This window comes from Amycolatopsis sp. NPDC104819, from assembly GCF_055583145.1.
The window spans coordinates 576,852-599,844 of the sequence record NZ_JBVJON010000004.1 but is presented as its reverse complement, the minus strand read 5'-3'; the positions used below and the strand labels follow the sequence as shown (position 1 = coordinate 599,844).

Genomic DNA, 22,993 nt, shown 5'->3' with positions numbered 1-22,993 from the left:
ATTCCCCTCCCCCACCACGTGAGGACGTTGCCATGACCACGCAAGAAAAGCCGGCGGGCGGGGGGCCTGCCCCGGACGACAGCTCCGATCTCGAGAAGTTCGGTTACCGCCAGGAGCTCGAACGCTCCCTCGGCTCGTTCTCCAGCTTCGCCGCCGGGTTCTCTTACATCTCGATCATGACCGGCGTGTTCCAGCTGTTCTTCTTCGGCTTCGGCTCGGGCGGGCCGGCGTTCATCTGGACCTGGCCGCTGGTGTTCCTGGGCCAGCTCGCCGTCGCGCTGTGCTTCGCCGAGCTCGCCGGCCAGTTCCCGCTCGCCGGATCGGTGTACCAGTGGGCGAAACAGATCGCGAAACCCGCGACGTCGTGGCTCGCGGGCTGGATCATGATCATCGGCGCGATCGTCACGGCCGGCGCGGTCGCCGTGGCCTACCAGATCATCCTGCCGCAGGTCTCGACCGCGTTCCAGCTCGTCGGCAGCGACTCCGACGCCGGGCTGACGTCGACCCCCGGCGGCGCGCAGAACGCCATCATCCTGGCCCTGGTGCTGGTCGTGTTCGCCACGATCGTGAACGTCATCGGCGTCAAGCTGATGGCGAAGATCAACAACTTCGGCGTCGCGGTGGAGCTGTCCGCGGTCATCCTGCTGATCATCGCGCTGGCCATCCACATCAAGCGCGGCCCGCAGGTCGTCTTCGAGACGCACGCCACGGGTGACGGTCACTCGCTCGGGTACCTCGGGGCGTTCCTGGTGGCGTCGCTGATGAGCGCGTACGTCTTCTACGGCTTCGACACCGCGGGCTCGCTCGCCGAGGAGACCACCCAGCCGCGCAAGCACGCGCCGCGCGCGATCCTGCGGGCGATCACGGCGTCGTTCATCGTCGGCGGCCTGGTGATGCTGGTCGGCATGATGGCGGTCGGGGACATCAACGCCGACGAGCTGAGCACGTCCGGCATGCCGTACCTGCTGAAGAGCACGCTCGGTGAAGGCCTCGGCGACGCGTTCCTGATCTGCTCGGCGATCGCGATCACCGTGTGCTGCCTCGCCGTGCAGACCGCGGCGATCCGGATGGCGTGGGCGATGGCCCGCGACGGCCGGCTGCCGTTCAGCAAGGCGATGGCGAAGGTGTCGCCGCGCTCGAAGACGCCGATCCTGCCGGCGCTGCTCACCGGCGGCCTCACCGTCGTGGTGCTGCTGATCAATCTCGGCAACCAGCGGGCGTTCTTCATCCTGACCTCGACGGCGATCATCCTGTTCTACATCCCCTACCTGATGGTCACCGGCCCGATGCTGCTGCGCCGCCTGCGCGGGCAGTGGCCGCGCCCGGGCCACGGCCCGTACTTCAAGCTCGGCCGCTGGGGCACGTTCGTGAACCTGGTCGCGGTGGTCTACGGCGGGGCGATGACGGTCAACCTGATCTGGCCGCGTGCCGAGGTCTACGGCGACGACCACTGGTACTTCCAGTGGGGCGCGGTGATCGTCACCGGGCTGATCGTGATCATCGGTGCGATCATGCTCTACGTCCGGCGCCGCACCTGGGGCTCGTCGCACACGAGCCCCGAGCACATGCCGGACAACGCCCCGGACTCACTGCCCGGCTGAGGAGGACGCATGAGTGAAAACTACGACTTCGTCATCGTCGGCGGTGGTTCGGCGGGCTGCGCGCTGGCGAACCGGCTGTCGGCCGACCCGAACAACAAGGTCCTGGTCCTGGAAGCGGGGCGGTCCGACTACAAGTGGGACGTCTTCATCCACATGCCGGCCGCGCTGACCTTCCCGATCGGGTCGAAGTTCTACGACTGGGGCTACCGCAGCGAGCCCGAGCCGCACATGAACCGCCGCCGCATCTACCACGCGCGCGGCAAGGTGCTCGGCGGGTCGTCCAGCATCAACGGGATGATCTTCCAGCGCGGCAACCCGATGGACTACGAGCGCTGGGCCGGCGACGCGGGAATGTCCACTTGGGACTACGCGCACTGCCTGCCGTACTTCCAGCGCATGGAAAACTGCCTAGCCGATGCCCCGGACGGGCAGTGGCGCGGCCACGACGGGCCGCTCGAACTCGAGCGCGGCCCGGCGTCGAACCCGTTGTTCCAGGCGTTCTTCGACGCCGCCGAGCAGGCCGGTTACCCGCGCACCGACGACGTCAACGGCTACCGGCAGGAAGGCTTCGCGGCCTTCGACCGCAACGTCCGAAAAGGACGGCGTTTGTCCGCCGCGGGCGCTTATCTGCACCCGGTGGAGAACCGCCCCAACCTCACGGTGAAGACGCACGCGTTCGTGTCGCAGATCCTTTTCGACGGCACCCGCGCGATCGGCGTCGAGTACGCCGAGGGCCGGGGTGTGCCGGGTGAGGTGTACGGCAAGGAGATCATCCTCTGCGGCGGGGCGATCAACAGCCCGCAGCTGCTGCAGCTGTCCGGCGTCGGCAACGCGGCCGACCTGGAGAAGCTCGGCATCGACGTCGTCAAGGACCTGCCGGGGGTCGGCGAGAACCTGCAGGACCACCTGGAGGTGTACATCCAGTACGCCTGCAAGGAACCGGTGTCGATGCAGCCGTCGCTGGCCAAGTGGAAGCGGCCCTACATCGGCGCGCAGTGGCTGTTCCTGCGCAACGGCCCGGCCGCAACCAACCACTTCGAGGGCGGCGGGTTCGTCCGCTCCAACGACGAGGTGAAGTACCCGAACCTGATGTTCCACTTCCTGCCGGTGGCGATCCGCTACGACGGTTCGGCGCCCACGGAGGGGCACGGTTACCAGGTGCACGTCGGCCCGATGTACGCCGACACCCGCGGCTCGGTGAAGCTCACCTCGACCGACCCGCGGCAGCACCCGGCGATCAAGTTCAACTACCTGTCCACGGACAACGACCGTCGCGAATGGGTCGAGGCCGTGCGGGTGGCGCGGAAGATCCTCAACCAGTCCGCGATGGACACCTACAACGGCGGGGAGATCTCGCCGGGACCGTCGGTGGAGACGGACGAGGAGATCCTCGACTGGGTCGCCAAGGACGCCGAGACCGCGCTGCACCCGTCGTGCACGGCCAAGATGGGCGTGGACGAGAAGTCCGTCGTCGACCCGCAGACCATGCGGGTGCACGGCACCGAGGGCCTGCGTGTCGTCGACGCGTCGGTCATGCCCTACATCCCCAACGGCAACATCTACGCGCCGGTGATGATGACCGCCGAGAAGGCGGCCGACCTCATCCTCGGCAACACCCCGCTGGCGCCGATCAAGACGCCGTTCTACCGGCACGGGGAGAACTAGCACCCGGACGTCGCAGCGCCCGTACCGCCATCCCCGGTACGGGCCTTCGACGTGCCCGGACTATCCGTTATCGGGTAACGAAAACTACCCGGCCGTAGCCCCTTGACGATGCGCTTCACGGGACTCAGACTTTGTTGCGGATCACAGTCGATGTTCCTCAATGCGCAACTGTCTCGGAGGACTCATGATTCGCGCATGCACCGTCGACGAGCTGCCCCCGGGTGAGTCCGTCCGGATCCCCGGGGCCCCCGCGATCGCGGTGTTCAACACCGACGACGGCGAGCTCTACGCCATCGACGACACGTGCACCCACCAGGACGCTTCCCTGGCCGACGGCTGGCTCGAGGGCTGCTTCGTCGAGTGCCCGCTGCACGCGGCGCTGTTCGACCTGCGCACAGGCATGCCGAGCTGCCTCCCGGCCAAGGAGCCGGTGCGCACCTACACCGTCCTCGTCGAAGACGGCGTCATCTACGTCCAGAGCACGGCCCAGGAGGACGCGGCGTGAAGCGCGTCGCGGTCGTCGGCGCGTCGCTCGCCGGGGTCCGCGCCGCGCAGGAGCTGCGCGCGCAGGGCTACGACGGCGGGATCGTGCTGATCGGCGAAGAGGCGCACCTGCCCTACGACCGGCCGCCGCTGTCCAAGGGCTTCCTGGCCGGGACGGCTTCCCGGGCGTCGCTGGAGCTGCTCGACGCCGGGGATCTCGCGTCGCTGGCGCTGGACTTCCGGCTCGGCGTGCGGGCCACGGCGCTGGAGCCGGCCGAGCGGCGGGTCCGCCTCTCCGACGGCGGCTCGGTGCACGCGGACGGCGTCGTCATCGCCACCGGCGGCCGGGCGCGCACCTTGCCGGGCTTCGAAGCCGCCCACACGCTGCGGACGATCGACGACGCTCTCGCGTTGCGCGCGGCTCTGGTGCCCGGGGTCCGGGTGGCGATCGTCGGCGCCGGGTTCATCGGGGCCGAGGTGGCCTCGACGTGCCGGTCACTGGGCCTCGACGTGGTCGTCCTGGAAGCGTTGCCCGCGCCGCTCGCGCCGGTGCTGGGCCCGGACCTGGCGGCGGTCTGCGCGCGGCTGCACGCCGAGCACGGCACGGAGCTGCGCTGCGGGGTGTCGGTGACGGGCATGTCCGAAGCGGGCGTCCAGCTGGCCGACGGATCGCTCGTGTCGGCCGACGTGGTCGTGACCGGCGTCGGCATGACCCCGGCGACGGACTGGCTGGCCGGGTCCGGGCTGACCGTTTCCAACGGAGTCTGCGTGGACGCGGGCCTGGTCACGGAACTGCCTTCGGTGGTCGCGGTGGGCGACGTCGCGCGGTACGGGGGACGGCGGCACGAGCACTGGACGAACGCGTCCGAGCAGGCGCCGGTCGCGGTGGCGAACCTCCTGTCCGGGCAGACCTCGCGGACGTACACCCCCAGCGGGTACGTCTGGTCGGACCAGTACGCGGGACGGCTGCAGCTGGCCGGGCACCCCCGCCCGGACGACACGCTGACGTTCGTCGAGGGCGGCCCTTCGGACTCGTCTTTCGTGGCGACCTGGCACCGCGACGGTGCGACGGTGGGGGTGTTCGCGTTGAACAACCCGAAACTCTTCAACCGCCTGCGACGTCCGCTTCGGGTGCCGGCGGCCGTCTGAAAGTCTCAACCGGCGGTTCAAAGATACGCTTCACCCACATGGAGCTGACTCTCGACGAGCTGCGGGCGCTGACCGGCTGGGCCGCCGGCTGCGCTTCGCGGGCGCTGCCGTTGATCCCGGACGACCCCCGCCCGGCGGCGGCGATCGCGGCGGCGTGGGAGTTCGCTTCGGGCGGCCCGCGCACGAAAGCCTTGCGCACGGCAGCGTGGGCGGCGCTGAAGGCGGCGGGCGCGACTTCCGACCCGGCCGCGGCCGCCGCGGCCCGCGCGGCAGTCGGCGCGGCGGGGGCGGCCTACCTGCACCCGCTGGAGTCTCCGCACCAGGTGAAGCACATCGTCGGCCCCGCGCAGCAGACGGCGTTGGCGCACGAACTGGCCGGCGGTGACGCCGCGGCCGAGATCCGCTGGGCTCTCGACCACGCTCCACCGGAGGTACGCGACATCCTGAGCCGCTTCCCACCCGGCGAACCCGGCAAGTCCCGGCTCGGCGAGCTGCACCGACAGCTGGAGTCGGCGCTCAGGTGACGGTCGGGCGCTCGACGACCACGGTGGCCATCAGGGAGTGGCCGACCCCGAGTCCTTGCTGGGCTTGCTGTTCCCACGCGAAGAGCGACCTCGCGAGCTCCTTCGCGTGCTCGGCGGACGGCACGGCGGCCGCGGCGAGGATCCGGTTCCAGCCTTCGGCGAAGGCGTTGAAGAACAGCTGGACCGATCGTGGCGCGTGCCCGGCGGGCGGCTCGAACCGCAGCCGGGCGGGGTCGACGTCGGTGGCGCCGCGGGCGAGCTCGTTGAGGAGGGTGCGGTAGGGCGGGATCGCCGGGTTGAAGGACAGCGTGGCGGTGTGCCGGCCCGCGAGGATCGACCGGTCGGTGAACGTCGTCCCGCTCAGCCGGGCCCCGGCCCGGATGGCGGCTTCGACGAGCACCGCGTCGAGCGACCCGCGGTCGAAGAAGCTCATCCGGTCGTGGAGGGTCTCGGTCGCGTCCTCGAAGAAGCTCATGTTGTACGACCAGCGGGTTTCCGGCCACTTCGGCGTCCACTCGACCGAGTAGCGGCCGAGGACGTCGACCACGAGCACCGCGCTGTCGCGAGTCTCGACGATCCGCTGCATGAGACCGGTCAGGACCTCGACGACGTCCTCGTGGGGAAGGTGGGAGTAGGGCACACCGCAGGAGAGGTAAAGGTCGAAGTCGCCCGCGGGCAGTTCGGACCGCATGTCCGCGACGGCGAAGGTGGCCCGCCGTCCTGCATGGAGCGCGCGGGCGGTGTCGACCATGTCGGGATCGATGTCGACCCCGAGGTAGTCGAGGGTGTGCTCGTCGGTCAGCGGGGCGAGGGCGCCGTGCGGCTCGGTCAGCAGGGCCAGGCCGTCCCCGGTCCCACAACCGACGTCGACGACCCGCAGCGGCCGGCCGCGTTCGGGCCGGACCCGGGAGATGGCATCACGCAGGACTCGGTGGGTGACCACTTCCTCCAGCATCGTCTTGACCGGATCACGCCTTTTGGGCGAGGTGTAGTGGGCCGTCGCGTCGCGGTAGGACATGATCAAAACGTAGTTCATCACCGGTGGCGGCCGGGCGGATTTCGCTAGAGAGCCAGCTCGTCCAAGTCGCTTTCCAGCCGCGCGCGCCAGGTCCAGCGCCGTTCCGTCGTGTCCGCGTTCTCGCCGGCCGGCGGGCCCAGGGGCAGTGCCGGGTCCACGATGCGGAACGTCACGCGGTAAGCCAGCACCGAAGCCGCCGTGCGGATCCACGTGTCGCCGGCCGCTCCGGCCGGTGGGGCTACCCCCAGTGCGTGGCCGAACCACGTCGGCAGCAGCGCGTTCGAGCCGAGCGCGTCGGTGATCCTCGTCCGCAGCCGCACCTGCAGGTCGTGCCACGCTCGCTCGGCGCGCTCCAGCTGGGGCACGATCCGCGCCTCGACCGCGTCCGCCTCGCGCAACGCCAGCCGCGCCTGGTCCGCCGCCTCCGAGGCCGCCGGGATCTCCTCGTCCAGCAGCGTCCGGCGCCGGGTCGACAACGCCCGCAACGACGACTCCGCGTCCCCTCGGGCCCGCGAAGCGCGGTCCGTCGACGCCAGGACCCGCATCACCTCGAGCAGGTCGGTGTCACACCGGGCCTGCGCTTCGTGCACCGAAGCCAGCCGCGCGATCTCCTGCTCGTGCCGGGCGCGCTGCTCCTTCGTGACGAGCTCCTTGTGCAGGTCGTCCCAGCGCGCCGCCTCCGCCGCGAGCGCCCGGGTCTCCGCGCCGACGTCGTCGAGGTTCACCTGGGGCACACCGTCGGACACCCGCACCGCTCGTTCCAGGGCCTGGACCTGCTGCTGCAACCGGTCCAGCTGCCGGCCGAGCAGGTCGATGCGGTCCTCCTGGCGGTGCCCGCCGCCGCGCTCGAGCCGGTCGGTCAGGTCCGCGACGTCCTGGCGCAGCCCGCGGTCGCGGTCGTCGGCCTCCTCGACCGCGGCACGCAGCCCGTCGACCGCCGCGAACAGCTCGTCGAGGTCGCGGCGCGTCGGGTCCGCGGCCTCCGGGTAGCCGGCGTACTCCTGCTCGAACCCGGGGTCGTCGCCGTAGGTCGCGTAACCGTGGCTCACGGGATCCGGCTTTCCCGCCACAGCAACGCGGCCGTGGCCGCGACGCCCAGCGCCGCCAGGATCGTGCAGACGACCGACCCGGCCCACGGCACCAGCGCCGCCACCAGCACGGCGGCCGTGACGCTGCCCGCCCACGCGGCCCGCGTCCGCTCGCGGATGACTTCGCCGACGCGCCGGACCGGGCCGAAGCCGATCCACAGCCCGGCCGCGAACAACGGGACGAACGCCAGCAGCCACACCGGCGAAAGCACGTCGAACAGCACGAGCGCCGCGGCGGCCAGCGGAACCAGCACCGGCGCGGCCGCGAAGTACACGACCGCGCGCTGCGTCGCCGCGTGCCGCGACTCGAGCTCGGCGATGGCGAGCCGGTGCTTCGCCTCGTCGAACGCCAGCTCGGCGTCGAGCAGCCGGTGGGCCGTCGCGACGAGCTCGTCCATCACCTCGACGTCGCCGGGCGGGGTCACCAGCCCGTCCCGCAGGTCCTGCTTGAGCCGGCCCACGCGTGCTTCCGCCTGGTCCCGGTCGTGCTGGGCTGGAGTCGTCACGCGAACACTTTAAGTGCCACGGCCGTCACATCCGGCCAATCCGCCCGGTGAGTCGTTAGAGGTCGCCCAGCGCCGTGACCGGCGACTCGACGCAGTCCGCGACGAACCGGAGGAACCCGCCCGCCGTGCCGCCGTCGCAGACCCGGTGGTCGAAGGCCAGCGTCAGCTCGCAGATCTTGCGGGCGACCAGCGCGCCGTCGACCACCCACGGCCGGTCGATGATCCGGCCGATGCCGAGGATCGCGGCCTCGGGGTGGTTGATGATCGCGGCCGAGCCGTCGACGCCGAAGACGCCGTAGTTGTTGACGGTGAACGTGCCGCCGGTGAGGTCCGCGGGCGGCAGCTTGCCGTCGCGGGCGGTGCGGGCGCGGTCGCCGATCGCCGCCGAGAGGTTCCGGGTGGACAGTTCGCCTGCGTCGCGCACGACCGGGACGACCAGCCCGCGGTCGGTCTGCGCGGCGAAACCGAGGTGGATCCTGTCCAGCAGGACGATCTCGTCGCCGTCGACGCGGGAGTTCAGCTCCGGGAACTTCTTGAGCCCCGCGACGGTGAACCGCGCGATCAGCCCGAGCAGGCTCACCGGCCGGTCGGTCTTGGCATTGAGGGCCGCGCGGGCGGCGACCAGCTCGGTCGCGTCGACGTCCACCCACACCGTCGCTTCGGGGATCTCGCGCCGCGACGTCGTCAGCTTGGTCGCGACGGCCTTGCGGACGCCGGTCAGCGGGATCCGGCGCTCCCCTTCCGCCTGCGGCTTCTTCAGGAGCGCTTCGACGTCGGTCCGGCGGATGATCCCGCCGGGGCCGGTCGGGGTGACCGTCGTGAGGTCGATCCCGTTGTCCGAAGCCAGCTTCCGGACGAACGGCGAGATCACGCCGGGCGCCTTGGCCTTCGGCGCGGGAGCTTCGACGCGGCGGACGCGCTTGCGGCGCGTCGTCGGCGCGGTGCCGTAGCCGATGAGGACGTTGCCGCTGCCGCTCGATGTTGTCACGCCCGGTTCGGCGAACCCGCCGACGGACAGCAGCGGCGCGCCGACCGGCAGCAGCTGCCCCGGCTCGCCGTGCAGCGCGGACACGACGCCGGCGAACGGCACCGGCACCTCGACCGCGGCCTTCGCCGTCTCGACCTCGACGACGATCTGGTCGATCTTGACCGTGTCGCCGACGGTGACGTGCCAGTTGAGGATCGCCGCCTCGGTCAGGCCTTCGCCGAGGTCCGGCAGCAGGAAGTCAGGCACCGGCCACCACCGGGGTGTCGGCCCACTGCAGGCGCGCGATCGTGTCGAGGATCCGGTCGACGTCCGGGAGCAGGTGGCGCTCGAGCTTCGGCGCCGGGTACGGGATGTCGAGCCCGGTCACGCGCAGCACCGGCGCGTGCAGCTGGTGGAAGCACTGCTCCGTGACGCGAGCGACGACCTCGGCGCCGTACCCGCCGAAGCCGGCGGCCTCGTGGACGACCACCGCGCGGCCGGTGCGGCGCACGGAAGCCGTCACGGTCTCGTCGTCGAACGGCGACAGCGAGCGCAGGTCGACGACCTCGACGTCCCAGCCCTCTTCCTTCGCGGCTTCGGCGGTTTCCATCGCGGTGGCGACCATCGGGCCGTACGCGATGAGCGTGACGTCCTTGCCTTCGCGGCGGACGACGGCCTTGTCCATGCCCGGGCCGCTGCGCGTGAAGCTGACCTCTTCCCCGGACCAGTAGCGGGCCTTCGGCTCGAGGAAGACGACCGGGTCCGGCGACTCGATGGCGTCGCGAAGCAGGTCGTAGGCGTCCTGCGCGGTGCCCGGCGTGACGACGCGAAGGCCCGGCGTGTGCGTGTAGTAGGCCTCGCTGGAGTCGCAGTGGTGCTCGACGCCGCCGATGCCGCCGGCGTAGGGGATCCGGATGACCATCGGCAGCGAGAGCGCGCCGCGCGTGCGGTTGCGCAGCTTCGCGACGTGCGAGGTGATCTGCTCGAACGCGGGGTAGGCGAAGGCGTCGAACTGCATCTCGACGACCGGGCGGAAGCCGCCCATCGCCATCCCGACGGCGAACCCGACGATGCCGGACTCGGCGAGCGGGGTGTCGAAGCAGCGGTCCTCGCCGAAGTCGGCGGTGATGCCGTCGGTGACCCGGAAGACGCCGCCGAGCGTGCCGACGTCCTCGCCGAACACGAGCACCCGGTCGTCGTCCTTGAGCGCGTCCCGCAGGGCGGCGTTGAGCGCCTGCGCCATCGTGGTCGTCATCAGGCCTCCAGCTCGGCTTTCAGTGCGGCCCGCTGCACTTCGAGCTGGCGGGTCGGCTCGGCGTAGACGTGGTCGAACAGCGACATCGGGTCGAGCTCGGCGTCGGCGTTCAGGGTGTCGCGGACGGACTCGGCGAACTCTTCGGCTTCGGCGTGGCAGAGCTCGATTTCGTGCGCGGTGAGGGCGTCCCCGAGGTAGGTCTCGAGGCGCTTGAGCGGGTCCGCTTCGCGCCACTTCGCGACTTCGTCCGCGTCGCGGTAGCGGGTGGCGTCGTCGGCGTTGGTGTGAGCGTCGATGCGGTAGGTGTGGGCCTCGACGAGGACCGGGCCCTTGCCTTCGCGGGCGTGCTTCACGGCGTCGTCGAGAACGGCGAGCACCGCGACGGCGTCGTTGCCGTCGACCTGCTCCGAGCGCATGCCGTAACCGATTCCCTTGTACGCCAACGCGGGCGCGGCGCTCTGCTTCTCGAAGGGGACGGAAATAGCGTAGCGATTGTTCTGCACGAAGAACACCACGGGCGCCCTGAAGACGGCGGCGAAGTTGAGCGCCTCGTGGAAGTCGCCTTCGCTGGTGGCGCCGTCTCCGATGAGCGCGAGTGCGACGGCGTCTTCGCCGCGTCGCTGCATGGCGTGCGCGAGACCGGCGGCGTGCAGGGTCTGCGTCGCGAGCGGAGTGCACTGGGGCGCTACGCGCGTCTCGACGGGGTTGTAGCCGCAGTGCGCGTCGCCGCGAAGGAGCGTCAGGACTTCGCCGGGCTTCAGGCCGCGCGCGACGAGGGCGACGGAGTCGCGGTAGGTCGGGAAGAGCCAGTCGTTGTCCTGGAGCGCGAGCGCGGCGGCGACCTGGCAGGCCTCCTGGCCGGCGCTGGAGGGGTAGACGGCGAGGCGGCCCTGCTTGGTGAGGGCGGTCGCCTGGACGTCGAAGCGGCGGCCCAGGACCATCTGCCGGTAGACGGCTTTCAGCCGGTCCTTCGTGGGCTCGGCGTACTCGCCGTGCTGGTCGACGCGCGTCCCGTCCTCGGCGACGAACCGCACCGGCGACACGGACGGCAGCAGGGTCTCCGCGGCCATGGCGCACACCACCTCTCGCAGACATATGATGCTGAAATGGTGGTTCTTGGTGGTCGTCTGTTCAAGGGTTGGCGGAAATGAGCGACAAACGGCCTCCTTCGGGCCCCTCTTCGGACCATACGTCTTCCGACTCCCAGCCACTGGACGGTCTCACGGGACGAACGGTCCCGGCCCTCGACGAGGTCGACCGGGCGATGCTGGCGGAGCTGTCCGCGGACGGCCGCCTGGCGGTGCGCGCGCTGGCGGAGAAGCTGCACATCTCGCGCACGAACGCGTACGCGCGGTTGGAGCGCCTGATGGCCGAAGGGGTGATCACCGGCTTCGGCGCGCGCATCAACCCACGCCGGGCGGGCCTGGGCACGTCGGCGTACATCATGGTGACGGTGGAGCAGACGTCCTGGCGCACGATGGCCACGGACCTCCACGCGATCCCGTACGTCGACCACGTGGCGCTCGTCGGCGGCGACTTCGACATCCTGCTGCTGGTGCGAACACCGGACAACACGACGTTGAGGGACGTGGTCCTGGAGCGGCTGCAGGCCCTGGAGGGGGTCCGGTCGACGCGGACTTGGCTGATCTTCGAGGAGCTGCCGGGCTCGGTCCTCGGCTGAGCCGTTCAGTCGAAGTCGTCCGGTGGCCGCGGACTCCACTCCGGCGGGCTGTAGGGAACACCGTCCAGCAGGCAGTCGACGAACCGGACGTCCTCACTGAACGTCACGTCCTTGAAGTCGGCGTAACCGCCGAACTCGACGTTGATGAACCAGCCTTCCCGGGCGAAGGTGACCTCCACGAACCGGGCGTCACGACCGAAGTCGACCCCCGGCAGGTAGGCCTCGTCGGCGAACCTCGCCCGGGAGAAGTCCGAGCCGCCGGCGAACGTGGCCTTGCTGAAGATGGCCTTGCCCGCGAACTCGGCCTTCTCGAACCGCGCGAAGCCTTGGAACCGCGCGTCGCGGAACACAGTCGCCCCGAAGAACCTGGCTTCGTCGAACCTCGCGTCCCGGAGGAAAGTGACGCCGTCGAACCGGGTGCTGTCGGAGAACTCCGCCTCCGCGAACCACGCCTCACCCTCGAACACCGCGTCGTCGAACCTCGTGCTCCCGTGGAACTTGATGCCCAGCAGGGAAGCTTGCCCGACGAACCTGGCCCGCGCGAAGTTCGCGTTCCGCAACGAGCAGTCGTGGAGCTTCAGGTCGATCAGCACGGCGCCGCCCAGGTCCAGATCGAGGTCCGCCCAGAACCGGGCCCGGTCGGCCCCGGCCGGAGCGACGTGGTCGGTGAGGATCTGCTGGGCGGTGACCCGCACCTCGCGCTCCTCCAGGCAGGCCCGGCCGGGCTCCTCGGCGCCCTCGGCCGGCGGGTCGTACGGCATCCGCAGGTACGCGCTGATCACGTTGACGATGGTCTGCCGGTGAGCGTGGTTGTCCTGCGCGAGCCGCTCCAGGGCGTACAGCCCGGCCAGCCGGACGGGCGCCTTCTCCGCGCCCAGCTGTTCAACCGCTTTGAGGTAGAGATCGCTGATCCGCCGCTCCGCGGCGTCGTGGCGAGCGTCCTCGTTGGCCTGCTCACGCAGGAGGAGGTCGTTCCGCTTGGTGGCCACGTCCTGCTCGGCCGTCTGCTGCCGCCGGGCAGCCGGCAGCAAGGCGATGAAGCCGCCCGCGCCGAGGACGATCGTGCCGACGGTCCGGACGCTTTCCAGCCGTGCCTTGTCGGCGTCGGTCCCCTGGCCGTAGAGCGAGAGCAGCACCCAGCACGCCGCCGCGGCGACGAGGACCAGCACGACCGCCGAAACGCCGATCGTCCGGTTCGAGAGCAGCCGGTTTCCCCCTGAACCATCCGCCATCGTTCCAGCATCGCAGTTTTCGGGGCGAGCACCGGAAGTTCGCCCGGTCGGGGCAGCCCTCGGCTCGTGCCCCCTACTCTGTCGCCATGACGACCGACCTGGGGTACACCTGCACCTGCTGCGGCGAGAGACACGACGAACTCCCCTTCGCCTACAGCGCTCCAGCGCCGGCTTTCTGGCAGGACGGCCTTCCGGACAGCGTCCTCGAACCCGAACGCTGCGTGATCGGCGGTGAGCACTTCTTTCTCCGCGGCCGCCTGGTGCTGCCGGTCCTCGACGCCGACACCGACTTCGAGTGGGGTGTCTGGGTTTCGGTGAGCAAGGACAACTTCTTCCGCGCGCAGGAAGTCTGGGACCGTCCGGACCGGGTGAGCGAACCGCCGTACTTCGGGTGGCTCACGACCGAGCTGCCCGGCTACGAGCCCGGCACCCTGAACCTCAAGACCAACCTGCACACACGGCCGCCGGGTGAGCGGCCGCTCGTCGAGGTGGAGCCGACCGGGCACCCGCTCGCCATCGAGCAGCGGGGCGGGATCACGCTGGTCCGGGTGCAGGCGATCGCGGAGATGCTGCAGCACCCGTGATCCCGGGCAAGACGTCTGCCCGGCCGCACCCTTGACCGCAAGCACCACACCCGCTAGACGCGCCCAACCACCGGGCGACTCTTATTTTATGTCGAGAATTAACTTGCCCCGCAAGCGTCCGAAACTATTGACGCCGTCCCCTTCGCCCGGTGAGGATCGGCCGGTCCGCCGTTCATCGCAGAATGGACCAGACCATGGCCAGAAGATCCCGCGCGTGGTCCCGTGCGCGCCGAAGTTCGCTCGTCACCCTGATGAGCCTCAGCCTGCTGGGCGGAGTCGCGCAGGCGATCCCCCAAGCGGCCCAAGCCGCGGAGCAGCCCGTCATCGGGCAGCCCGCCAAGGACAAGTACGGCTGCGCCAAGATCGAGCCGAGCCTGCCCACCCTCGCGGACTGGCCCAAGGTCGACAGCCGGTTCAAGGGCAAGGCCGGTGACGAGGCGCGCATCGCCCAGATCGTCTCCGGGATGACCCTGGAGGAGAAGGTCGGGCAGATGACGCAGCCCGAGATCACCTCGATCACCCCCGCCGAGGTGAAGCAGTACGCCATCGGCTCCGTCCTCAACGGCGGCGGCGCGTGGCCGGGCGCCAACAAGCACGCCACCCAGCAGGACTGGCTGAACCTCGCCGACGCCTACTGGTACGCCTCCAAGTCGAGCCGCACGAAGATCCCCGTCATCTGGGGCATCGACGCCGTGCACGGCAACAACAACGTCTACGGCGCCACCGTCTTCCCGCACAACATCGGCCTCGGCGCGGCGCACGACCCGTGCCTGGCCCGCGACGTCGCCGCCGCCACCGCGCGGCAGATCCGCGCCACCGGGCAGGACTGGGCGTTCTCGCCGACCCTCGCCGTCGTCCAGGACGACCGCTGGGGCCGCACCTACGAAGGCTTCTCCGAGGACCCGCGCATCACCCGCGCCTACGGCTACGAGGCCATCGACGGCCTCCAGGACGAAGCCACCAAGCGCATCGGCTCCAGCGGCGTCATCGCCACCGCCAAGCACTTCATCGGCGACGGCGGCACGCTCAAGGGCCAGGACCAGGGCGTCAACCCCTCCTCCGAAGCCGACATGATCAACATCCACGGCCAGGGCTACTACGGCGCGCTCGCCGCCGGCACCCAGACCGTGATGGTGTCGTTCAACAGCTGGACCAACACCGACCTCGGCATCAACGAGGGCAAGCTGCACGGCAGCGACAAGGCGCTGAACCAGATCCTCAAGGGCAAGATGGGCTTCGACGGCCTCGTCGTGTCCGACTGGAACGGCATCGGCCAGGTCACCGGCTGCACCAACTCCTCCTGCCCGCAGGCGATCAACGCCGGCATCGACATCGTGATGGTGCCCGCCGACTGGAAGGCGTTCATCACCAACACGATCGCCCAGGTGCAGAACGGCCAGATCCCGATGGCCCGGATCGACGACGCGGTGACCCGCATCCTGCGCGTCAAGCTGCGTGACGGGCTGTTCGAGGCCCAGGCGCCGTCGGACCGCTCGTTCGCCGAGTCGGCCGAGGCGCTGACCGACCACCAGCTGGCCCGCGCGGCCGCCCGCGAGTCGCAGGTGCTGCTGAAGAACAACGGCAACGTGCTGCCGCTCAAGCCGAAGTCGAAGGTCCTGGTGGTCGGCAAGAGCGCCGACAGCATCTCGAACCAGACCGGCGGCTGGACGCTGAGCTGGCAGGGCACCGGCAACACGAACGCCGACTTCCCGAACGCCACCTCGATCCTCGCGGGGCTCAAGGAGGACCTCGGGGACGCCAACGTCACCTTCGACGCCACCGGCAACACCGACCCGAAGGGTTACGACGCGGTCATCGCGGTCATCGGCGAGACGCCGTACGCCGAGGGTGTCGGCGACCTGACCCGCAAGACGCTCGAGGCGTCGAAGCTCTACCCCGAGGACCTCGCCGTGCTGGACAAGGTCAGCGGCAAGGGCACCCCGGTCGCCACCGTCTACGTCGGCGGCCGCCCGCTGTACATGAACAAGGAGATCAACCGCTCCGACGCGTTCGTGGCGGCCTGGCTGCCCGGCTCCGAGGGCGGCGGCGTCGCGGACCTGATGGTCAAGGGCAAGGACGTCAACGGCGGGTACACGGCCAAGCTGTCCTACTCGTGGCCGAAGAGCGCGTGCCAGTCGCCGCTCAACCCGTGGTCGCCGGACTACGACCCGCTGTTCAAGCTGGGTTACGGCCTCAAGACCGGCCAGCGCGTCACGATCGGCCAGCTGGACGAGACCCCCGGCCCGGCGACCTGCGGGTCCACCGGTGGCGGCGGGACGGCAACCGAGGACCTGTCGATCTTCGACCGGACCGACGTCGCGCCGTATAAGAGCTTCATCGGCTCGGCCTCGAACTGGGGCGGCACGGAGATCGGCCCGGACGGCGCGGCCGACCACCCCGAGATCAACACCGTCCCGACCGACGTCAACGTGCAGGGTGACGGCCTGAAGGCGACCTGGACGGGCACCGGCGCGGCCCAGCTGTACCTGCAGAACCCGACGGGCACGAACGACCTGCGCAGCTACCTGAACGCGGACGGGGCGCTGGAGTTCGACACGACCGTCCAGCAGGCGCCGGTCAACCGGACGGTGATCAGCATGCACTGCGTCTACCCGTGCTTCTCGGAGGTGAACGCGACGAAGCTGTTCACCGACCTGGCGGGCGGCCCGAAGACGACGGTCAAGATCCCGTTGTCCTGCTTCAACAACGGGCTGGACTTCGAGCACATCAACACGCCGTTCCTGGTCTACACCGACGCCGCGTTCCAGGCGTCGTTCGCGAACGTGCGGTGGGTCCCCAACGGGGCGAAGGATCCTGATGCGAGACCTTGTTCGAGTTTGACCTAGGTGCCGGCCGGGCCGGGAGCGCGAAGCTCCCGGCCCGGTCTACGTTCCGGCGTTCATCGCCACGCTCAGCGCGCGTTCGGACAGCTCCGAGCGCGTCAGCCGCGCCACCACCTCCGCTCGAGCCAGATCGCGAAAGAGCACCTTCTACGGGTTGCCGCGGGACAGCGTGGCCACGAGGTGGTCCGGGCCGCCGCGCTGGCGCTCTCGCGCGAGCTCGCGCTCGCCCCGGTGCGAAATCCCCTCGATCGAGGGTGAGCGCGCCGACACAATGACCGGATGACTTCTGCTTCCGCGCTCGCGGACGAGCTCGTCGACGTCCTGGCCACCTGGTCCCCGCTCGAGGCGACCTTCGTCGGCGTCCCTGGGCACGACGCCGAGCTGGGCGATCCGAGCGAGGCCGGCCAGGCGCGGCTGCGCGCCCGTGCCGCCGATGTCCTGGCGCGGGCGCGGGTCTCGCCCGACGCCGACCGCGTGACGCTCGGCGTGGTCGTCCAGCAGGCCGAGGCGATGCTGGCGCGGCTCGACGCGCGGGACGTCGAGTTCACCTTGGCCGACCCGATGTTCGCGGCCGGGACCAGCCTCCTGACCTTCCTGCCGCAGCTCACGACGTCCGGCGCGCAGGCGGAGGAGGACTTCCTGGCCCGGCTGGCCGCGTTCCCGGCGTTCTACGCCGCGCTGGCCCAGCGCCAGCGCGCCGGCTCGCACCGGCACGTCGAGCGGATGGCGCACACGACGATCGGGTTCCTGGACCGGTTCCTGGCGCAGGACAAGCCGTTCGCCCTGCCGTTGACCGGCGACCGCGCCGAGCGCCGCGACCGGCTGGTCGCCGACGTGGTGCGGCCGGCGCTGGCCCGCTACCGCGAGTTCGTCGCGACCGAGCTGGCCGGCCGCGGCCGGCCCGACCACGAGCCGGGGATCTGCTGGCTCGAAGGCGGCGAAGCGCACTACACGGCGTTGGCGCGCATGCACACGACCACCGACCACACACCGCAGGAACTCCACCAGCTGGGCCTCGACGTGCTCGCCGGGCTCCAAGCCGAGTTCACCGACCTCGGCAACCGGGTCTTCGGGCTGACCGACCCGGTCGAGGTCCGCCACCGGCTGCGGACCGACGAGAGCCTCCGCTGGCGCGACGCCGAGGAGATGCTCGAGACCGCACGCTCGGCCGTCGCCCGCGCGACCGCCGCCGCGCCGGGCTGGTTTCCCCGCGTGCCGGCCGCCGAGTGTGTCGTGCGGGCGGTCCCGGACGCGGAAGCGCCGGTCGCCGCGCCCGCGTACTACCTGCCACCCGCCCTCGACGGCTCCCGCCCGGGCGTCTACTACACCAACACCCACGAGGTGCGCACGCGCGACCGGTTCATCGCCGAGACCGTGGCGTTCCACGAAGCCGTGCCGGGACACCACTTCGCGGAGTCGCTGACGCAGGAGCTGACCGGGTTGCCGCAGCTGCGGCGCATCGCGATGATCACCGCCTACAGCGAGGGCTGGGCGCTCTACACCGAACGGCTCGCCGACGAAATGGGTCTCTTCTCCAGCGACCTGATGCGCCTCGGCATGGTGGCGGAGGACTCGCTGCGCGCGGCGCGCCTGGTCGTGGACACCGGTTTGCACGCGCTGCGGTGGACGCGTGAGCAGTGCGTCGAGTTCCTGCGTGCGCACACGGTGTTGAGCGAGGTCGAGGTGCAGTCCGAAACGGACCGGTACATCGAGTCGCCGGGCCAGGCGCTGGCCTACATGACCGGCCGCCTGGAAATCCTGCGCCTGCGCCGGTTCGCGTCGGAGACGCTCGGGGATGCGTTCTCCCTCAAGGACTTCCACGGCGTGGTGCTCGGCGGCGGGCAGCTGCCGCTGAAGGTGCTCGACGACGTCGTCCGCGCGTGGGCCGGTCAGTGCTGCATGCCGTAGGACTTCTGGCACGGGTAACCGTCGTTGGTGGCGGACCAGCCGGCGGGATACCCGTTCTGCGCCCAGGCGGCGTACGCCTGCGCGTAGGAGTACCCGCGGGCGTGGAGCCACTGGCACGGCGTCTGCCCGGCCGAAGGGGTGATGGTGATCCACGGCTGCGCGGCGATCCAGCCCGGCTGCGCGTACCACTGGTTCGAAGCAACGGCTTTCGGCGCGACGACAACGGTTTGCGGCGGCTGCACGACAACGGTCTGCGGCGGCGCGACGGTGACGGTGGGCGTGGCGGCGGCGGTGACGGTCGCGGTGGCGGGCGCCTGAGCGGGACTCCCGGCAACGGTGCGCGGCAGGCCGCAGGCGGCCAGCGCGAGAACGGCGGAGAGGGCGGCGGTCGCGCGGAGGATGCGCATGGGCTGGCTCATTTCGTCCGGGTCAGGTGGCTGCCGGCGAGCGACCACGATCGGCTTTTTCCGTGTCCGCACCAGGAATCGGGTGGGCAGCGGAAAGCGCACTTGATCCGGGGGAATCGCGACGCGAACGTTATACCGTGACATTCACCCGTTCTGGCGGCTGATGTCGTAAGCCGTCATCGCCGCGGCCAGGTGGCGGGCGTCCGCCGGCCGGGTTGCGTCGTAACCCGTGATCAGCTGGATGCGGCCGAGGCGGTAGGTCAACGTGTTGCGGTGGATGTTCAACGCCGTCGCCGCTTCGCCGCGGTTGTAGCCCGACGTCACGAACGCGCGCAACGCGTCGATCAGGTGCGGATGGTCTTCCAGCGGCAAAAGAATCGCGGCGAGCGCTTCCCGCGCCGGGCTCGGCCGGGCCAGCTGGTATTCGATCGCCAGGTCGGCCAGCCGGTACAACCGCGGCGGACGGCGGAGGCTTTCCGCCAGCGCCAAGATTTCCACGGCTTCGGAATGCGCCGCGGGAATGTCTTCGAGCGCACCCGCGCGGGCCGCCGCCGCGACGCACGAGCGGCCGCAGAGGACGTCCACCCGCGCCGCGACCTCGTCCACCGAGGACGCCGACGGGACCAGCAGCACGCCGCCGTCCCCCTTGAACGTCACCAGGACACCCGCCTGACCATCCAAATCGGACCGGATCGCGCGGAAGAGGTCCGTCGCCTCACGGGAATCCGGGGGCGCGGGCCGCAGCGGCAGGTGGAACACCACGACGTCGTAGCTCGGCGCGAGCTCGCGGTGGCGCACCGGGCGGCCGGCGAGCAGGCTGGCCGCGAGGTTCTGGCGGTCCTCCCGCCGCTCCCAGTCGAGGGCGTCGCGCTCGCGCAGGTACGCCGACGCGACCCGCGGCATCACCTCGCCGAGGAAGTCCAGCATCCGCGCGCCGAGCACCGCGCGGTCGCCGTCGGCCTGCTCCCACGCGACACCGGCGGCGAGCGGGTAGATCTTCAGCACGGCCTCCAGCGGCAGGCCGTCCCGCGCCCGCTCGGCGCCCCACACGATCGGCAGCGCCAGCTCGTCCTCGGTCGGCCGCCGGTCCTCGGCGACCGTGGTCAGGAACAGCTCGAACACCGCCCGCGCGTTCGCGACCAGGTCGCCGGCCAGCACGCTCTCCGGCAGCAGCCGGTACGCCGGGATCTCGGCGGCACACCGCGTGATCATCGCGGTGGCGATCTCACCCGTCCGAGGGAACAACCGGTCGACGGCATCCATGCCCGGTATTGTCACCATGCACAAACGGCCACGGCAAGTTTCTGCGCGTTCTGCCAGCAGACAGCCTTGATTGTGTGGTTCATGCTGTGCATAGCAACCAGACGAAGGGACTTCGCAATGGCGCGAGGAATGGCGCGGGGAACAAAACGATGGCTGGCCGGACTCGGGATCGCGGGCCTGCTGGCCCTGGGCGCGGCGGCCCCGGCCCAGGCCGCGACCAGCGGCGGGAACAACAACTTCGGCTGCCGCCCGAGCGCCGCCCACCCGAACCCGGTCGTGCTGCTCCACGGCACCTTCGCCACCTACTACGAAGACCTCAACTTCCTGCAGGCCGACCTCGCCGCGCGCGGGTACTGCACGTTCTCGCTGACCTACGGCGCCTACCCGCAGTTCCCGTTCGTCGGCGGCCTCAAGCCGGTCGCGGAGTCGTCGCTGGAGATCAAGAACTTCGTCGAGAAGGTCCGCGCGGCGACCGGCGCGGCCAAGGTCGACGTCGTCGGGCACTCCGAAGGCGGTCTCCAGTCGATCTACCTGGCCAAGATGCAGGGCATCCAGAGCGAGATCGGCCAGGTCGTCGCGATCGCGCCGCCGACCCACGGCGCCAACGCGTCCGGGCTCCTGACGCTGGCCTACACCGTGCTCGGCAAGAGCACCTGGGACACGATCGTGAAGACGATCGGCCTCCCGATCTTCGCCGACGAGCTGGACGGCGGCGCGGCGATCGTCGCCCTCAACAGCGGCCCGGTCGCCCAGCCCGGCATCGGCTACACGATCATCACCTCGCGCTACGACGAGCTGGTGACCCCGACGGAGACGTCGTTCATCCGCGAGCCGGGGGTGCACAACATCTACGTCCAGGACTCGTGCCCGTTCGATCCGGTCGGCCACATCGGCGAGGCGTACGACCTCAACGTTTGGCATCTGGTTCGCAACGCCCTCGACCCGGCGCACGCGGCGCCGATCAAGGTCTGCGCGGTGGGCTCACCCGGCTGACGCGGCCTGCCCGTCCTTTCCCGCTGGTATTCTTGCCGCGGCGGAGGGGTGGTTCCCATGTCCCGGAAAAAAGCGTTCGTCGTGCTCGCCGTGGTCGCGGGTCTCGCGGCGGCCGGGATCGGCGCCGCCGCGAGGCAACCCGGTCCCGAAACCCCGGTGGTGCACACCAACCCCCAGGACCCGGCCGAGGTCGACCGCCACTGGACGCCCGACCGCATCCGGCAGGCCGACGAAAACATGCGCCACCAGAGCGGTCCGGACGACTAGGCGTATCTGCGCCCCCGCCTGCCCCCTCTTCTCGGTGCGGGTTTTCCGGCTTGGGGGGATGACATGAACGACGACTTCGTGGCACTCGAACACCGGCGGAGCCAGGTCCTCGAACGCGTCGGGAGGCTCAGCCGGCGGGAACACGAAATCCTCGTCCTGCTCGGCCACGGCCTGTCCAACCGCGGCATCGCGCGCCGGCTGGGCATCAGCGAGCGCACCGTGAAGTTCCACGTCAGCAACGTCTTGATCAAGCTGCGCGTCGAGTCGCGGCTGCAGGCGGGCTCGGTCGCCGGCCTGCTCATCTCCCGGCCGGAGCACCCCGGTCTCCCCTGAACGGCGCAACTCCAAGGTCCAGTGTCGCCGCCCGGCGCGCGGCGGGAGGCTGGCTGCCGGGCGGGACCACCGCCCGGGGGAATCCGGAGGTGCCCAGTGAGACGTACCCGATCGGCAGGGGCGGTCCTTGCCGTCGTAGTGCTCGGGGGAATGCTGGTCCACGGCACGGCGCAAGCCGCGACGACGGCCGACGCGGTGCCCGGCAAGGCATCCGCGGCGGTCGTCCAGCAGGCGACCACACCCGCGAAGGACGTCCTGAGCCAGTGGACACCCGAGCGGATGCGCGCGGCCAAGCCGGCCGACGTGCCCGCCGAGCGGCACGGCGCCGAACCGCAGACCCACGTCCTGCCGGCGACGTCCGCGCCGGGCGCGGCGGGACCGAAGTCCGCACCGCAGGGCCCGCCCGCGCTCACCTCGCTCAGCCAGTCGGGGGTCTGGACCGCACACGGCCAGATGCCCGCGTCGACCGTCGGCAAGCTCTACTTCGACGAGCCCGACGGCGGTCACCAGTGCACCGCCAGCGTGATCAACTCCGCCAACCGCAGCATGGTCTGGACCGCCGGGCACTGCGTCACCGACGGCGCGAAGCACTGGTACAGCAACTTCGTCTTCGTCCCGGACTACGCCGGCTCCGGCGAGCCGCTGGGCCGGTGGACCTGGAAGTCGTTGTCCACACCGAACGGCTACTTCGACGGCAAGGACAGCGACTACGACTTCGCGGCCATCTCGCTGTGGCCGAACGGCAGCGGTGTGAGCGTCGCGAACGCGACCGGCTGGCAGGGCTACAAGTTCGGCCAGGGTTACGACTGGAACGTCTACGAGTTCGGCTACCCGTTCGACACGCACCCGGCCCGCACCGGCATCACCGGGCAGCAGCTGCGCTACTGCACCGGGACGACGTGGCGCCCGGGGATCTGGCCGTTCCAGCCCGACCAGGAGGCGATCCACTGCGACCAGGGCCACGGCGCGAGCGGCGGCCCCTGGCTCGACGACCTGCAGCTCGCCCGCGGCTGGGGCTACCTCGTCGGCAACGTGAGCCACCACTCCGACGACAACTCCGACGAGGAGCGCAGCCCGCACTTCGGCGACGCGGCGATCAACGTCTACAACGCCCAGCAAGCCGCCTGACCCCTCCGCGGGGGGGGGGGGGGGGGGGGGGGGGGGGGGGGGGGGGGGGGGCAAAAGGAAGGGAGAGAAGAAGAGGGGGAGAAGGGTCCGGACGACGG

22 protein-coding genes are annotated in these 22,993 nt (G+C 70.5%); 13 read left to right on the top strand and 9 right to left on the bottom strand.

The window, feature by feature from the left end; genetic code table 11:
- Positions 1-32: 32 nt before the first annotated feature.
- The 5 genes from ACZ63E_RS15650 (at position 33) to ACZ63E_RS15630 (ending at position 5,422) form a co-directional block, all read left to right on the top strand.
- Complete coding sequence (locus ACZ63E_RS15650) at positions 33-1,601, top strand: amino acid permease (protein ID WP_465336598.1); 1,569 nt, start codon at positions 33-35, stop codon at positions 1,599-1,601.
- A gap of 9 nt (positions 1,602-1,610) precedes the next feature.
- Complete coding sequence (betA, locus tag ACZ63E_RS15645; RefSeq protein ID WP_465336597.1) at positions 1,611-3,266, top strand: choline dehydrogenase; 1,656 nt, start codon at positions 1,611-1,613, stop codon at positions 3,264-3,266.
- 184 nt (positions 3,267-3,450) lie between these two features.
- Positions 3,451-3,771, top strand: a complete 321-nt coding sequence (locus tag ACZ63E_RS15640; protein ID WP_465336596.1) for a bifunctional 3-phenylpropionate/cinnamic acid dioxygenase ferredoxin subunit — start codon at positions 3,451-3,453, stop codon at positions 3,769-3,771.
- Positions 3,768-4,898 (top strand): NAD(P)/FAD-dependent oxidoreductase, encoded by a 1,131-nt coding sequence (locus tag ACZ63E_RS15635; RefSeq protein ID WP_465336595.1) that lies wholly within the window; start codon positions 3,768-3,770, stop codon positions 4,896-4,898. The genes ACZ63E_RS15640 and ACZ63E_RS15635 overlap by 4 nt, the downstream gene beginning before the upstream one ends.
- Before the next feature lie 38 nt (positions 4,899-4,936).
- A complete protein-coding gene (locus ACZ63E_RS15630; RefSeq protein WP_465336594.1) occupies positions 4,937-5,422 on the top strand; it encodes a putative immunity protein in 486 nt (161 codons plus the stop codon).
- On the opposite strand, the gene ACZ63E_RS15625 is transcribed toward ACZ63E_RS15630, so the two are convergent.
- The 6 genes from ACZ63E_RS15625 to pdhA are packed head-to-tail and all read right to left on the bottom strand — an operon-like array spanning position 5,415 to position 11,326.
- Positions 5,415-6,440 (bottom strand): class I SAM-dependent methyltransferase, encoded by a 1,026-nt coding sequence (locus ACZ63E_RS15625; protein ID WP_465336593.1) that lies wholly within the window; start codon positions 6,438-6,440, stop codon positions 5,415-5,417. The two genes, ACZ63E_RS15630 and ACZ63E_RS15625, sit on opposite strands and share 8 nt — an antisense overlap.
- 44 nt (positions 6,441-6,484) lie before the next feature.
- On the bottom strand, positions 6,485-7,489 hold the full coding sequence (locus ACZ63E_RS15620; protein ID WP_465336592.1) for a hypothetical protein: 1,005 nt from the start codon (positions 7,487-7,489) through the stop codon (positions 6,485-6,487).
- Positions 7,486-8,034 carry a hypothetical protein gene (locus tag ACZ63E_RS15615; protein ID WP_465336591.1) on the bottom strand — a complete coding sequence of 183 codons (549 nt, stop codon included), beginning with the start codon at positions 8,032-8,034 and terminating at the stop codon, positions 7,486-7,488. Before ACZ63E_RS15615 ends, ACZ63E_RS15620 begins: the two co-directional genes overlap by 4 nt.
- 55 nt (positions 8,035-8,089) lie before the next feature.
- Positions 8,090-9,268: a dihydrolipoamide acetyltransferase family protein gene (locus tag ACZ63E_RS15610; RefSeq protein ID WP_465336590.1), complete on the bottom strand. Its 1,179-nt coding sequence runs from the start codon at positions 9,266-9,268 to the stop codon at positions 8,090-8,092.
- Positions 9,261-10,256, bottom strand: a complete 996-nt coding sequence (locus ACZ63E_RS15605) for an alpha-ketoacid dehydrogenase subunit beta (protein ID WP_465336589.1) — start codon at positions 10,254-10,256, stop codon at positions 9,261-9,263. The genes ACZ63E_RS15610 and ACZ63E_RS15605 overlap by 8 nt, the downstream gene beginning before the upstream one ends.
- Entirely contained in the window at positions 10,256-11,326 is a 1,071-nt protein-coding gene (gene pdhA / locus ACZ63E_RS15600; protein ID WP_465336588.1) for a pyruvate dehydrogenase (acetyl-transferring) E1 component subunit alpha, read from the bottom strand. Before pdhA ends, ACZ63E_RS15605 begins: the two co-directional genes overlap by 1 nt.
- A 77-nt stretch (positions 11,327-11,403) precedes the next feature.
- On the opposite strand from pdhA, the gene ACZ63E_RS15595 reads away from it, so the two are divergent.
- On the top strand, positions 11,404-11,937 hold the full coding sequence (locus ACZ63E_RS15595) for an Lrp/AsnC family transcriptional regulator (protein WP_465336587.1): 534 nt from the start codon (positions 11,404-11,406) through the stop codon (positions 11,935-11,937).
- 5 nt (positions 11,938-11,942) lie between these two features.
- Here the strand turns inward: ACZ63E_RS15595 and ACZ63E_RS15590 are convergent, their stop codons facing one another.
- Complete coding sequence (locus tag ACZ63E_RS15590) at positions 11,943-13,169, bottom strand: pentapeptide repeat-containing protein (protein ID WP_465336586.1); 1,227 nt, start codon at positions 13,167-13,169, stop codon at positions 11,943-11,945.
- A gap of 86 nt (positions 13,170-13,255) precedes the next feature.
- On the opposite strand from ACZ63E_RS15590, the gene ACZ63E_RS15585 reads away from it, so the two are divergent.
- From ACZ63E_RS15585 to ACZ63E_RS15575, 3 genes are all read left to right on the top strand, one after another.
- On the top strand, positions 13,256-13,753 hold the full coding sequence (locus ACZ63E_RS15585; protein ID WP_465336585.1) for a DUF2199 domain-containing protein: 498 nt from the start codon (positions 13,256-13,258) through the stop codon (positions 13,751-13,753).
- Between the two features lie 251 nt (positions 13,754-14,004).
- Positions 14,005-16,599: a glycoside hydrolase family 3 N-terminal domain-containing protein gene (locus ACZ63E_RS15580; RefSeq protein ID WP_465336584.1), complete on the top strand. Its 2,595-nt coding sequence runs from the start codon at positions 14,005-14,007 to the stop codon at positions 16,597-16,599.
- Between the two features lie 276 nt (positions 16,600-16,875).
- Positions 16,876-18,504, top strand: coding sequence for a DUF885 domain-containing protein (locus ACZ63E_RS15575; protein ID WP_465336583.1), 1,629 nt, complete (start codon positions 16,876-16,878; stop codon positions 18,502-18,504).
- Here the strand turns inward: ACZ63E_RS15575 and ACZ63E_RS15570 are convergent.
- Complete coding sequence (locus tag ACZ63E_RS15570; protein WP_465336582.1) at positions 18,486-18,911, bottom strand: hypothetical protein; 426 nt, start codon at positions 18,909-18,911, stop codon at positions 18,486-18,488. The genes ACZ63E_RS15575 and ACZ63E_RS15570 overlap by 19 nt on opposite strands.
- Positions 18,912-19,055: 144 nt before the next feature.
- A complete protein-coding gene (locus ACZ63E_RS15565; RefSeq protein WP_465336581.1) occupies positions 19,056-20,174 on the bottom strand; it encodes a PucR family transcriptional regulator in 1,119 nt (372 codons plus the stop codon).
- 117 nt (positions 20,175-20,291) lie between these two features.
- On the opposite strand from ACZ63E_RS15565, the gene ACZ63E_RS15560 reads away from it, so the two are divergent.
- The 4 genes from ACZ63E_RS15560 to ACZ63E_RS15545 all read left to right on the top strand — a co-directional run bounded on the left by ACZ63E_RS15560 (position 20,292) and on the right by ACZ63E_RS15545 (position 22,895).
- Entirely contained in the window at positions 20,292-21,167 is an 876-nt protein-coding gene (locus ACZ63E_RS15560; RefSeq protein ID WP_465336580.1) for an esterase/lipase family protein, read from the top strand.
- A 57-nt stretch (positions 21,168-21,224) separates the two neighbouring features.
- Complete coding sequence (locus tag ACZ63E_RS15555) at positions 21,225-21,434, top strand: hypothetical protein (protein ID WP_465336579.1); 210 nt, start codon at positions 21,225-21,227, stop codon at positions 21,432-21,434.
- A gap of 63 nt (positions 21,435-21,497) precedes the next feature.
- Positions 21,498-21,767 carry a helix-turn-helix domain-containing protein gene (locus ACZ63E_RS15550; RefSeq protein WP_465336578.1) on the top strand — a complete coding sequence of 90 codons (270 nt, stop codon included), beginning with the start codon at positions 21,498-21,500 and terminating at the stop codon, positions 21,765-21,767.
- Positions 21,768-21,863: 96 nt separating this feature from the next.
- The gene (locus ACZ63E_RS15545; protein WP_465336577.1) at positions 21,864-22,895 is read left to right on the top strand and encodes a trypsin-like serine peptidase; all 1,032 of its coding nucleotides are present in this window, start codon (positions 21,864-21,866) and stop codon (positions 22,893-22,895) included.
- Positions 22,896-22,993: the final 98 nt, after the last annotated feature.